At 65.0% G+C, this 13623-nt stretch carries 6 protein-coding genes; 2 read left to right on the top strand and 4 right to left on the bottom strand.

Features of this window, described 5'->3' with window-relative positions:
- Positions 1-120 precede the first annotated feature (120 nt).
- From VMS96_14175 to VMS96_14165, 3 genes are read right to left on the bottom strand one after another with little or no spacing between them, the layout of a single operon-like run.
- Positions 121-2787: a protein kinase gene (locus tag VMS96_14175; protein HVP44574.1), complete on the bottom strand. Its 2667-nt coding sequence runs from the start codon at positions 2785-2787 to the stop codon at positions 121-123.
- 6 nt (positions 2788-2793) lie between these two features.
- Positions 2794-5451 carry a protein kinase gene (locus VMS96_14170; GenBank protein ID HVP44573.1) on the bottom strand — a complete coding sequence of 886 codons (2658 nt, stop codon included), beginning with the start codon at positions 5449-5451 and terminating at the stop codon, positions 2794-2796.
- Positions 5448-8108: a protein kinase gene (locus tag VMS96_14165; protein ID HVP44572.1), complete on the bottom strand. Its 2661-nt coding sequence runs from the start codon at positions 8106-8108 to the stop codon at positions 5448-5450. The genes VMS96_14170 and VMS96_14165 overlap by 4 nt, the downstream gene beginning before the upstream one ends.
- A gap of 746 nt (positions 8109-8854) precedes the next feature.
- Between VMS96_14165 and VMS96_14160 the strand changes: the two genes are divergently transcribed.
- Positions 8855-11443: a protein kinase gene (locus VMS96_14160; GenBank protein HVP44571.1), complete on the top strand. Its 2589-nt coding sequence runs from the start codon at positions 8855-8857 to the stop codon at positions 11441-11443.
- 92 nt (positions 11444-11535) lie between these two features.
- Positions 11536-12378, top strand: a complete 843-nt coding sequence (locus VMS96_14155; protein ID HVP44570.1) for a prohibitin family protein — start codon at positions 11536-11538, stop codon at positions 12376-12378.
- A gap of 44 nt (positions 12379-12422) precedes the next feature.
- On the opposite strand, the gene glnS is transcribed toward VMS96_14155, so the two are convergent.
- Positions 12423-13623, bottom strand: a 1201-nt coding sequence (gene glnS / locus VMS96_14150; GenBank protein ID HVP44569.1) for a glutamine--tRNA ligase, incomplete at its 5' end; no start/stop codon positions are given.

Below are 13623 nucleotides of genomic sequence, written 5' to 3'. Positions count from 1 at the left end.
CATCGCCCAGGCGGTGGGCCACAAGCCCATGACCGAAGCGGAGTGGAAGAGCTACGAAAAGAAATAGCGCAGGCAGCAGTCGGCAGCTTTGTCGAGCTACTAACTACCAGCTACTAGCTGCTATTTTTTCTTCAGCTCTTCGGTCCAGTTCACCACCAGGGTGAGGGGATAATCGCTCTGGGCCGCTGCCACCTCGACGATGAAGCGCTGTCCATCCCGGGCAACATCGTAGAGCCATCCGGCCCCTATAAGGTTGGCGCGGAAGAGCGGTTGCGTCCGTCCCATCTGGAACGTGTTCCCACTGCCATCCACCTCGGTGGCGAGGAACTGGATGTCGCCCGGCGGAAAGTAGAACAATTCCTTGCCGTCACGCCTCCACCGCGGCCGCGAACCGCCATTCTGCGACACCTGGTATTTCGCTCCGGTCGGGGGAAAGGGAGAGACAAAGAGATCGGTGTGGCCTGCGGAGTAAATGGAATATGCGATCCAGCGGCCATTGGGTGAGAACTGTCCGTCGAAGGTAAGGTCGTTCTCATTGGTCGCCGGAGAGGGCTTTGCGGTCTCATCCACGGCGACGGCCATCAGCTTTTGATTGCCGGAACGACCTTCCACATACAAGAGGTACTTCCCGTCGGGCGACCAATCCATCACGATCTGGTCGGTGGTCGCCTCCACCAGGATTGGTTTCGCCGTACCCGACCCGTCGGAAGGCTGAACGAAGATCTGGAACCGGCCATTCTTACCGCTGTTGCTGCTGAAGGCGATCTTCTTCCCGTCGGGCGACCAGGCGAAGCCGGCCACCGCCCCGGGGGTGAAGGTCAGGCGGGTGCGTGTATTCTTTTGCAGGTCGTAGATCCACACCGCGCCCTGCGGGTCGCCGATGATGACTGCCAGCTTCTTCTGGTCGGGTGCCAGCTGGACCTGGAGGGCTTGATCGGGCTCACCGACCTTGCCGATCTGCCTCCCGCCGCGGTCGTACCAGAACAGCTGTCGGCCGCCGACCGGGGCTCCTGGTTGAAACAGCAGGATGCCATTGGCCGATGCGGTGGCGCTCATGCGCCACACTCCGGTGTCCACCGCCACGCCATCAGCGATCGAAATGGGCTGCCCGGTGAGCTTCCCCCTCGAGGGATCGAAGGCTTGCGCCATCAGGGAAGTATCCGCCAGGTAGAGCAGGTATCCTGGCACATAAAGCGCATTCGAATGGGTGTGGACCAGCCTTACGTTCTCCTTGCCGTCGAGCGAGCCGAAGAAGACCCCTGTGTCTTCCGATTCCGGACTTGCATGGTTGGCCGCCAGGTACAGGAAGTGCTTGCCATCGGGCAACATGGCCGGCCACCGGTAGGTGCTGTATTTGACGTTGTCGGGCTCGGTGACCTTGGTGACCGTGCCGCCGTTGGCCGACACTCGCTCCAGGCCGCCTCGGAACCGGGGCGCAAAGATAATAGTGTCGTCCGCTCCCCAGGCGCCACCGCGGGAGTCACTCGCTTCGCCCAGAGTGATGGGAGCTCCCCCACTGACATTGATCTTCTTTAGCCTGCCGTCAGCGAAGAACCCTACCCACTGGCTGTCCGGCGACCAGAAGGGGAAGGTCGCATTCTCGGTGCCAGCCAGCGGCTGGAAGCCGGAACTGCGTAGAGGGCGCAGGTAAAGCCGCGTCTTGCCCTCTCCGATGATGGACATGACTACGCGCGTGCCGTCGGGCGACATCACGGGCGGGCCCGCGTTGTCGCCAAAGAAATTGAAGTGCCCGTTCTCCGGTGGGATCAGCTCCGCGCGGACGACCAGCGCCGGTCGCAAGGCCTTCCAGTAGGCCAGGCCCAGTCCCACCGCTGCCAGTAGCGCGACCGCCGCCACCACCGCCAGCAGGCGCTCGCGGTTCCGCTTCCTGGCCGCGACCGGGGCCGGCACTCCGGCCTTGGAGCCAGCTTCCAGGATCCATTGCAGTTGCAGGCGGAGATCGTGCGCCGTCTGCCAGCGCTCGTCGGGGTCTTTCGCCAGGCAGGTGCGGATCACGCGGTCCAAGGCCGGCGGAGTCATGGGTGCGACCTCGCTGATGGGCTTGGGCTCCGACGACAGGATGGCGGCAATCAGGCTGGCCTTGGTGCGGCCGCTGAAGGCCGGCTTGCCCGTGGCCATCTCGTAGATCACTTCGCCGAGGGCAAAGATGTCGCTGCGGGCGTCGGCTTCGCTGCCCTCCAGCTGCTCGGGCGCCATGTACTGGAAAGTGCCGACGATCATGCCTTCGGTGGTGAGCTTCTTGGTGGCCGCCGTCGCCATCTCCGCCAGCGCCGCGACCGCCGGCACCTGGTCCTTGCGCAGCTTGGCCAGGCCGAAATCCATCAGCTTGGCGCCGGACCTGGTCAGCATGACGTTTGCCGGCTTGAGGTCGCGATGGACGACGCCCTGCCGGTGGGCCGCGCCCAGGGCGTCGGCAATCTCGATGGCGGCCTTCAGCACCTGCTCCGCCGGCAGCGGCCCGCGCTCCAGCCGCTTCTCCAAGGTCTCGCCTTCCAGATACTCCATGACCAGGAAGTCGGTCTCTTCGTAGCGCCCGACGTCGTGGAGGGTGCAGATGTGCGGGTGGGAGAGGTTGGAGATGGTGCGCGCCTCCTGCTCGAAGCGCTCGCGCATCTCCGGCAGCGCCTGCTGGCTGGTGAGGATCTTGATGGCGACAGTGCGGTCCAGGCGGCTGTCGCGGGCGCGATACACCTCGCCCATGCCGCCCGCGCCTACCGCGCTTTGGATCTCGTACGGCCCGAGTTTGGTGCCTGCAGTCAGGGGCATGGGAATCTACCTTGTGATTCCCCCGACGCCGCTTACTGTGAGGAGGTTCGATTGGACGTCGATCACACCGTACACCAGGCGCTTGCCATCACGAGAGATCCCGAAAGTCTCGGGAGGACGGTCGGGATCGCTCACCAGGATGCGGCGAGTGCTTGCCGTATCTTGGCCGGGGGCAAAATCCTGGGCGTAGATGGTGGCCACGCCGTTGGCGTCAGCAGCCACGAATGCGATCGACTTGCCGTCCGGCATCCACCTCGCCCGGCCATTGCCGACCGGTGCAGGATCGGCGCTCTTGACCGGGATTTTCGCCACCTCAGCGCCATCGGAGACGCGATAGACCATGATGACCCTCTCGTTGTTGCTGGTGGCCAGCACATAGCGCCCATCGGGCGAAGCGTCCGGCCAGTTGGTGACCCCGGGAACAAGCAGCTTGGCATCGCTGCCGTCGGGACGCACCTTCCACAATCCGCGCTGCTTCGGATTACCGGAGTTGTAGATGACCCAGCCATCGGCGGTCGCCGTTGGGTTCTCGGCATCCACCCCGTCGTGGCTCACCTGGTGGGCGCCGCTACCATCGGCCTCCGCCATCCAGATCTCGAAGGTGCCAGTGCGGTGCGAGGTCCACAGCAGCTTGCCGTCCGGGGTGAATCCGGGGTCCCAGTCGTCGGCCGGGTCGTCGGTCAGGCGGCGCACCGTGCCGTCGCGAGAGGAGATCTCCCAGATATCCAGGTTGCCGCTGCGGTTCGAGGCGAAGACCACCCAATTGCCGTCGGGCGAGTAGTAGGGCTGGCGATCGACGCTGCTGCCGTGGGTCAGCCAGCGGTCCGCGGCGGTCTTCTTTGGCCCCTTGTCCAGCGAGACCTCGCGCACATTCTCGCGGCTCATGGTGCTGTCCATCACCAACCGCCCGGGGGCAAGCGGTTCGACGACACCGGCGCCCCCGGGAAGCCACATCAGGATGCTCGCGGGACCGCTGGGGACCTTCTGGCGGATGAGCCGGCTGGCACTGGTGTTCACGGCGCCGATGCTGCTCACTGAGGCGCTGCGCGCGTAAATCACCTCGTCGTTTGCGATCCAACTGACGGAGGAGGTGTCGCCGCCGGGGAAGGCCGGCTTCACCTCCACGAACTGCTTCCCATCGGGACTGAGCACGGAGAAGGTGATGTTCTCGGCGCTGATGCCCCCTGCCACCGACTCGATGGCGATCCATTGCCCGTTCGGAGACCAACGCAGAGCACGCACCACCGTATTCGCCGATTCCATCCGATGCAGCTCACGCGCGCCGCTCCCGTCGGGCGAAACCGTCCAGATCGACGCCTCGCGGACAAAGGCGATCTGCTTGCCATCGGGAGACCAGTCGGGCGCGCGGCCCTCGGCCAACCGGCGCATCTCACCCCCGACCACGGCTGAGCGGCAGATCCAGGATTTGCCGCCCTCGACATGACTGAACACGATCATGGAGCCATCGGGCGACATGCGCGCGGTGTGATCAGGTCCTTGCGTGATGGGAACCTCCCCACCACTGCCGAGCTGCTTCAACCAGATGCGTTCCTTGCCGTCGCGCCCCGAGCCGAAGACGACGGAACGCCCATCGGGAGAAGCGGCAGGGTCCCAGTCGGCCCCCGAGAAGGTCAGGTTCTCCAGGACCGGCGGCTCCACCGGTTTCGAGCGGAAGAGAGACGCCCCAGCTACCAACCCGAGCGCCAGTGCCGCTACCGCCACGGCGGCCAACATCACCGGTAGCTTCCGCGCCGTGGTGGTTGCCGGGGCCGCGATCCCCAGCACCGATCCGCTGCTCGCTTCGGAAAGATGGTCGCGCACACGTTGCAGGTCGCGCGCCAGGTCGCGGGTGGAGGCGTAACGCTCGTCCGGCTCCTTGGCCAGGCAGCGCTCCACGATCCAGCGCACTGGCGCCGGAGCCTTGGGATTGAGCTCCGCGATCGGCGGCGGGTCGTCCTCGATGATCGCCGCCATGGTCTGGGCCGAGCTCTCGCGCTGGAACGGACGCTTGCCGGTGAGCATTTCGTAGAGCAGCGTGCCCAGCGAGAACTGGTCGCTGCGGAAGTCCACCGCCGTGCCGCGCGCCTGCTCCGGCGACATGTACCCGACCGTGCCCAGCACTACCCCGGGGGTCGTAGCCGGCATGACCACCGTGGCGGCAGCACCACCCGTCTCCGCAGGCAAAGCGGCCAGTTTGGCCAGCCCGAAATCCAGCACCTTCACTAACCCGTCGCCGGTCACCATGACGTTCTCCGGCTTGAGGTCGCGATGCACGATGCCGGCCGCGTGCGCTTTAGCCAGGCCGTCCGCCACCTGGGCGGCAATGGACAAGGTCTTCTTCAGCGGGATCGGCCCTGCCTCCAGCAGCTCGCGCAGCGTCTTGCCTTCGACGAACTCCATGGCCAGGTACGCGGTGCCGTCCTGCCGGCCGATGTCGTGGATGGTGATGATGTTGGGATGATTCAGGCCCGAGGCAGCGCGCGCTTCCTGCTCGAAGCGTTGCAGACGTTCGGGGTCGGAGGAGTAATGCGCTCCCAGGACCTTGATGGCGACGGCGCGTTCCAGCTTGCTGTCGCGCGCGCGGAACACCTCCCCCATGCCCCCGGCGCCCAACGCGTCCTGGATCTCGTACGGCCCCAGCTTCGTGCCGGCTGTCAGGCTCATCGGCGGATCTCCGAAGTCCAATCGGTCAATAGCATCATGGGAGCGGCTGCGTCTTCACGGGGCAGAGAATTGACCAGGAAACGCTGCCCGTCGGCCGACGCCGCGTACTGGAACAGGGCGTAGCGTGCGCTGTGGATCCGCGTCTGGAACAGCGGGGTGGGCGGGCTGGCCTCCAACCCCTTCGGCCCAACCTTGACCGCGACCGCCATCAGGCGCTTGTCGTCCGCGATGTAGTACAGCTCTTTTCCGTCTGGCCGCCAGCGCGACTGGCTGCCGCCGGCGGTGGAGATCTGCACCCGCGAAGTCAGTCCCGGGAACGACCGAACGAAGACCTGCGCCCGGGAATCGCGCGCCCCGACGTTATGCGCCAACCAGCGCCCGTCGGGTGAGAACTGGCCCTCGGCCGATTGGAACCCCACCCCCGATGCCTGACCCGTCTCCAGATCGTAGATCCACAGTTCCGGTGGGCCCTTCTCAAAGTTCATGAAGGCCAGGTAACGTCCGTTCCGCGACCAGTCGGTCACCAGCAGGCGTGCCGCCCGAAACAGGACCTTGCCGCCGCCGCTCCCGTCGGCCGGGACCCGCCGGAGCTCCGAGGTTCGGCCTTTCTCCGTGTACATTGACGCGCTGTATGCGACCTCTGTCCCATCCGGCGACCACGTCGCGCCCCCGATCTGGTCACTCGCCGGCGTGATCGAAGTGGACGTGCCCCGCGCCAGGTCCACCACCTGTACCCGGTAACGGCCGTTGTTTTCTGAGTCCAAGATGGCCGTAAGGAAACGGCCGTCCGGCGACAACGAGGGTTGTAACGCGCCCCGCTCGCCGACTGAACCCAGTTCCTTTCCCGAGCGGTCAAACCACGTCAGTCGCGAACTGTACGACCGCCGCGACTGGTACACGAGAGCGCCGGTGGCGCTCACCGTGAACCCCGCCCTGGAGAAGCCTGTATCCTGCTCTAGTTCCTGGTTCACGATGGGAACAGGCGCTCCTGTCAGTTCCAACCGCTCCGTGTCGAATCTCTGGGCGTACAACGAGTCATCGCGCACGAACAGCAAGTGCCCGGCGCCGAACTCCACGTTTCCACGGATCTGCTTCGATATCAACTTCGTTTCGCTGCTCTCCAGCGAACCAACGTACAGGCCATCGCGTGTTTCTGAAAAGTCCACGAAGAAGAAGAAGTGACGGCCGTCGGGAAGGAACCTCGGCCAGCGGTGGCTTTCGCTCATGCCTTGGGGCACGACCGTGGCTGGGGCCGGCGTGCCGCCCGTGGCCGGCACGCGCTCCAGCGCCACTCCCACCATCGGCGAGAAGATAATGGTTCCGTTCGGACTCCAGGTACCGCCGCGCCCGCGCATGGCGTCACAGACCGTCTGCACCGCGCCCGTCGCCAGCTCCACCTTCTTCAGCTTGCCGGGTGTGAAGAACCCAAGCTGCCTCCCGTCCGGCGACCAGAACGGAAACCCCGCTGACTCTGTGCCCGACAACTCCTGGTCGGATCCGGACTGCAGCGACTTCACCCAGAGCGTCGTGACCCCATCGGCACTAGTGGCCGTGTACGCCAGCTTGGTTCCATCCGGCGAGATGGAGAAATCGTAAGCGTCGAAGGAGTGCCCAGGGGGTGGCATCAACGCCGCGCGGTACACGGGCACTTGCGCTGCACCCTCCCCGTTCCATCGCGAACCTGCCGCGAAAGCGATAGCTGCCGCCGCAAGTACCGCTGCTGCCCACATCGCAGTCTTCGCTCGCGCGGAGGTTTTCGCCCGCGGCGCATGGATGGACGTCGAAGAGGTCGCTGCCTCGGACAAGTGATCCCGCACCCGCTGCAGGTCGCGCGCCAGGTCACGGGTCGAGGCGTAGCGCTCTTCCGGCTCCTTGGCCAGGCAGCGCTCGACGATCCAGCGCACCGGCGTCGGCACCTTCGGGTTCAGCTCGGTGATGGGCGCGGGCTCATCTTCGATGATCGCCGCCATGATCTGCGCCGAACTCTCCCGCTGGAACGGCCGCTTCCCCGTCAGCATCTCGTATAGCACCGCGCCCAGCGCGAACTGGTCACTGCGAAAATCCACCGTTGCCCCACGCGCCTGCTCCGGTGACATATACCCGATGGTTCCCAGCACCATACCCGGATGCGTGGCCGGCACCGCCGCGGTCGCGCTCATCCCGGATCCTGATCCGACAGTGGGAACCAACTTGGCCAGCCCAAAGTCGAGCACCTTTGCCGTGCCGTCCGAGGTCACCATGACGTTTTCCGGCTTCAGGTCGCGGTGCACAATGCCGGCCGCGTGCGCCTTCGCCAATCCGTCCGCGATCTGGGCCGCAATGGAGAGCGCTCGCTTCACTGGCAGCGCAGCCCCCACCAGCTCGCGCAGCGATCTCCCCTCCACCAGCTCCATGGCGAGATATGCCGTCCCGTTGTCCCGACCGACGTCGAAGAGGGTGACGATATTTGCGTGGTTGAGAGCGGAAGCGGCACGCGCCTCCTGTTCGAAACGCTGCAGTCGCTCCCCATCCCTGGCCAGTTCCCCTGCCAAGATCTTTAGCGCCACGGTGCGCTCCAGGCGCGTGTCGCGCGCACGGTACACCTCGCCCATGCCGCCCGCGCCCAGCGCGCCGACGATCTCGTACGGCCCCAGCCGTGAACCCGCTGCCAATGCCATTGTGTCTTTTGCCGACCCAAAGGAAGGGACGGGTCGACGTCCCCAAATCGTGCTGCAGATTATAGACTGGCAGCCCGCACGCGATGGGAACCTATTTCGGGAATCGCCGGGTTGGCGGGCGAAGAAATTAAGAGTCCCGAGGTGCTGTTACCCTGTTCCTCTCAACCAGCAGTTCGCGTGTAGACCCTTGCCGACCTGCCTCCAGCACTTCCTTGCGGGTCGCGCTGGCGCGATCATTACGAAGCTTGCGCCTCAGCTCGGGCTCCGGGCTCACCGCCAACCGGAAAAACCGGGTAACGCCTCGGGACTCTATCTTGCCTTTGACGATTTTCTCCGTTCCCCTCGACCAGCGGCTCGCTATAGACCGTCGCCAGCCTTCCGTCCCATGCGCCTCGAGAGCGAGAGAGGTGACTGCGGCTTCAGCCCCGGACTCACCACCAACCGGAGAAACTTAAGAAATGTCAAAGAACGAGTGTGGTTCTACGCTTCTGGATTCTTAAGTCAAGATTTTTCGCTGCGTTGTAACTTGCTTCTTTTCAGTCGAGTGCAGCGCTTCCACAGGTGGATGCACCCGCTTCGGTGCATCCGGATTTTTCAACAGCGATGGCTAGCCGCCATCCGCGCGCTTTGGCGCCGATTTCCGATGTGCAAAATTCCGCCAGAATCAGTGTTCATGCGGGTCCGCGGGATCGCATGATTTTCGGGTAAGTGCGGCCGGCCCTCCTTGGCGCGATTCGCGGGATATAATGCGCGCCACCATGCCCATCTCAGCCGGGACCAAGCTAGGACCGTACGAAGTCCAAGGTGTTGCCGGTAGCGGGGGGATGGGCGAAGTGTATCGCGCCCGCGATTCGCGGCTCGATCGCGCGGTCGCCATCAAGGTCCTTCCCGACTTGGTCGCGGGCGATGAAGACCGCCTGCGCCGCTTCGAGCAGGAAGCCCGCGTCATCGCCGCCCTGAACCATCCCAACATCCTCTCCATCCACGACACCGGGGCGCTCGACGGTAGCCGCTACCTGGTCACTGAGCTTCTGGAGGGCGATACCCTGCGCGACCGGCTGGCTGGCGGCCCGCTTCCCGTCCGCAAAGCGGTGGACTACGCCTTGCAGATCTGCCGCGGCCTGTCCGCGGCCCATGAGAAGGGCATCACCCATCGCGACATCAAGCCGGAGAACATCTTCCTCACCCGCGACGGGCGGGTGAAGATCCTCGACTTCGGGCTGGCCAAGCAGGGGTCGGCTGCGACCGCGGCCGCCGCCACGGTCACCCACCAGCGCCCGCTCGATACCTCGCCCGGCACCGTCATGGGCACGGTCGGCTACATGTCGCCGGAGCAGGTGCGCGGCAAGCCGGTGGACCAGCGCACGGACATCTTCGCGCTGGGTGCGGTGCTGTACGAGATGCTCTCCGGCAGGCGCGCTTTCCACGGCGACACCGCCGCCGACACCATGAGCGCCATCCTCAAAGAGGATCCGCCGGACCTCACTGAGACCAACCGCAACCTGCCGCCGGGGCTGGAGCGCATCGTCCGCCACTGCCTGGAAAAGAATCCCGAGGAGCGCTTCCAGTCGGCGCACGACATCGTATTCGCCCTCGACGCGCTGACCGGCATCAGCACCACCAGCGGCAAGGCAGCCCGGGTGGATCTCGGGCCGCGGGTGAAGATCAGACTGGCGGCCGCGGTGCTGGCGGCTGCGGCGGCTCTGGCCCTTGGCTTGGCCATGGGCATGCGCGCCTCGCGCGCTACCCCACCTCATTTCCAGCCCGTCACCTTCCGCCTGGGCTGGATGGGCGATGCGCGCTTCACCCCGGACGGCGACATGGTCTATTCCGCGGCCTGGGACGGCAAGCTGCCCGAGCTCTACGTCGGACGACAAGGCAGCCCGGGCGACCGCGCACTCGGCATTTCCGGCGCCGATGTGCTCTCGGTGTCGAAGAATGGAGAACTGGCGATCCTGCTCCACCGCGCCTACGTATCCGGGTACGCCTTTCGCGGGACCCTGGCGCGCGTTCCCTTGAGCGGCGGCGCTCCCCGTACTGTGCTGGACGACGTCCAATACGCCGAGTTCTCCCCGGACGGCAGCCAGATGGTGATCACCCGCTACAACGAAGCAACGGGAAGCTGGCGCCTGGAATATCCGATTGGAACGGTCCTGTACGAAACCAAGGGATGGGTCAGTCACCCGAAGTTTTCTCCCAGGGGCGACCGCATCGCTTTCATGGACCACCCGGCGCCCCAGGGCGACGACCGCGGCGAGGTCGCGGTGATCGATCTACAGGGCCACAAACAAACGCTCGGCCCGGCTTTCAATAGCGTGCAGGGGATCGTGTGGCACGGCGATGAGATCTGGTTCACGGCCAGCGAGGCCGGCATCAGCCGCCAACTCTACGCCGTGACCCTGTCGGGCAAACAGCGCCTGTTGCTCTCGGCGCCCTCCAACCTGCTGCTCGAGGACGTCAATGACAAGGGCCAGTTGCTGGTCCGGTCGGAGAACCAGCGCATCGGAGCGCTTGGCGTTGCGCCCGGCGAGGCCCGGGAACGCGAGCTGGCCTGGTTCAACTGGAGCATCGTCCGGGACATCACTCCCGACGGCAAGACCCTCCTGCTGGAAGAGCAGGGCGACGCCGCCGGGACCAATTACCTGATTTACATTCGCGGCACCGACGGTTCACCGGCAGTTCGGCTGGGTGAAGGCCAGGCTTTCAGGATCTCTCCCGACGGGAAGTGGGTGTTAAGCGCCCTTCCGGGGAGTGGCCATCCCCTGCGCCTGATCCCGACCGGAGCGGGCGAGCCACGTGAGATCACCCACGACAAGATGGACGATCATGATGACCCCCGCTGGTTCCCCGACGGCAAGCGTGTGCTGTTCGTCGGCATCGAGGCTGGACACGGTCCGAGGAATTACCTGCTGGATGTCGACACTGGACAGGCAAGGCCCGTTACTCCCGAAGGTACACGCGGGACGGTGCTCTCTCCCGACGGCAAGCTCGCGGCAGTACTGACGGCGGATGGTAGTCAGGCGTTCTGGCCGCTTGACGGCGGCGAGATGCGTCCCATCAAGGGCGTCAATAGCAACGAATGGGTGTTCGCTTGGACAGCAGACGGGAAATCCCTGTATGTGACGCCCATCTCTGGCCCGGATTCGCTGCCGCGCAAAGTATTCATCCTGGACCCCGCCAGCGGCCAGCGGCGGCTGTGGAAGACCTTTTCGCCATCGGATCTGACCGGCATTCGGCAGGTGTCCGCTCCCGTCATCTCGAACGATGGCCGGGCCTATGCCTACGGCTACTCCAAATCCCTGAGCGACCTGTACATCGTCGAAGGCGTGAAATGAAGGAATGCCGCTCGGCGATCCTGTATCCAGGTTCTTGAATTGCCTTGCCCGCCCTGGGGCTCTGCCGCACAATCCACGCGGAGGCGATACTCATGACAAACTATGGTTTTGGCGATAAGCGCGTCATTGACGTCGGCGGGTCTTCCATCCTTCGTGCGGTCGGCCTGGCGCTGGCCGCTGTCTTGGTCTTGGTGGTGGTGTTCTCCGGAGTCACCAGCGTGCCTTCGGGGCATGTCGGGGTGCTCACCCTGTTCGGCCGCGTCACCGGCGAAACCCTGCCCGAAGGCATCCACCTCATCAACCCGCTCAAGTCTAATAACGTGATGAGCGTTCGCACCCAGGAGATCAAGGAATCGGCCAGTGTGCCCTCCGCCGAAGGCCTGGTGATGGCGCTCGACACCTCGCTCATCTTCCATCTCAATCCCGAAAAGGCGGCGGAGGTCTATCAGAAGATCGGGCCCAATTACCCCGCGGTGGTCATCGAGCCGAACCTGCGTGCCGCCATCCGCGAAGCCACCGCGTCCCACTCCGCGAATGCTCTTTATAGCGGAGAACGCGAGAAGGTCGCCCGCGAGATCTACAACTCCATGAAGAGCCAACTGGAGCAGCGCGGCATCGGCATCGAGAGCATCCTGTTGCGCGACATCCAGCTGCCGGCCGCGCTGAAGCAGTCCATCGAGGCCAAGCAGCAGGCCGAGCAGGAGTCGCTCGCCATGTCGTTCCGCCTGCAGAAGGAGCGCCAGGAGGCCGACCGCAAGCGCATCGAGGCCGAAGGCATCCGCGACTTCCAGCACACCGTCGCCCAGGGCATTAGCCCGGAGTTGCTGACCTGGAAGGGCATCGAAGCCACCGAGAAACTGGCTGACAGCAAGAACAGCAAGGTCATTGTCATCGGCAGCAGCAAGAGCGGGTTGCCGATCATCCTCGGCCAGTAGGCGGGCGGCGGCACACGGACTCCGTGCGCGTCCGTGGAAAGTGGCTATCCGGCCTTCTTCTCGATCTTCGCCCAGGTGTCTTTCAGGGTGATGGTGCGGTTGAAGACCAGCCGTCCGGGGGCGGAGTCGCGGTCCACGCAGAAATATCCCAGGCGCTCGAACTGGAATCGCGAGCCGACCTTGGCCGACGCCAGCGACGGCTCCAGCTTGGCCGCGGTCAGGACCTCCAGCGAGTCGGGATTCAGGTTGGCGGTGAAGTCCCTGCCCTCCTCGACCTGGTTCGGGTCGGGCTTGCTGAAGAGCTTGTCGTAGAGCCGCACCTCGGCGTCGATGGCGTGCCTGGCCGAGACCCAGTGGATGGTCGCCTTCACCTTGCGCCCGTCCGGCGGGTTGTTGCCGCCGCGGGTGGCGGGGTCGTATGTGCAGTGCACCTCGAGCACGCGACCGTTGCCATCCTTCACCACGCTCGTCGCGGTGACGAAGTAGCCGTAGCGCAGCCGCACCTCACGCCCCGGCGAGAGCCGGAAGTAGCCCTTGGGCGGGTCTTCGCGGAAGTCTTCCTGCTCGATGTACAGCACCTTGGAGAACGGCACCTTGCGCGTCCCCGCGCTCGGGTCCTCGGGATTGTTGACCGCCTCCATCTCCTCGACCTGGTTATCCGGGTAGTTGTCGATCACCAGCTTGAGCGGGCGCAGCACCGCCATCACCCGCTGCGTGCGCTTGTTCAGGTCCTCGCGAACGAAGTGCTCCAGCATAGCGATGTCGGTGGTGCCGTTGGTGCGCGAGACGCCCGCCGACCACACGAAGTTGCGAATGGCCTCAGGCGTATAGCCCAGCCGCCGGATGCCGGACAAGGTGGGCATGCGCGGGTCGTCCCAGCCACTGACGTGCTTCTCGTTCACCAGTTGCAGCAGCCGGCGCTTGCTCAGCAACGTGTAGGTCAGGTTCAGGCGGTCGAACTCGATCTGTTGCGAGGGGAAGATGCCGATGCTCTCGATGTACCAGCGGTAGAGCGGCTGGTGGTCGGCGAACTCCAGCGTGCACATGGAGTGGGTGACGCGCTCGATGGAATCCGACTGCCCGTGCGCGTAGTCGTACATTGGGTAGATGCACCACTTGTCGCCGGTGCGGTGATGCTCGGCGTGCAGGATGCGGTACATCACCGGGTCGCGCATATTCATGTTGGGCGACGCCATGTCGATCTTGGCGCGCAGCACCCGCGAGCCGTCGGGAAATTCGCCCTTG

The sequence above is a fragment of the Terriglobales bacterium genome, assembly GCA_035543055.1.
In the GTDB taxonomy this organism is placed as follows: domain Bacteria; phylum Acidobacteriota; class Terriglobia; order Terriglobales; family Acidobacteriaceae; genus JAIQFD01.
This window is presented reverse-complemented; position numbering and strand designations above follow the sequence as displayed.

Coding starts and splice junctions, on each gene's coding strand:
- VMS96_14175 (HVP44574.1), bottom strand. CDS start 2,787: ATGCCCCTGACTGCAGGCACCAAACTCGGGCCGTACGAGATCCAAAGC.
- VMS96_14170 (HVP44573.1), bottom strand. CDS start 5,451: ATGAGCCTGACAGCCGGCACGAAGCTGGGGCCGTACGAGATCCAGGAC.
- VMS96_14165 (HVP44572.1), bottom strand. CDS start 8,108: ATGGCATTGGCAGCGGGTTCACGGCTGGGGCCGTACGAGATCGTCGGC.
- VMS96_14160 (HVP44571.1), top strand. CDS start 8,855: ATGCGCGCCACCATGCCCATCTCAGCCGGGACCAAGCTAGGACCGTAC.
- VMS96_14155 (HVP44570.1), top strand. CDS start 11,536: ATGACAAACTATGGTTTTGGCGATAAGCGCGTCATTGACGTCGGCGGG.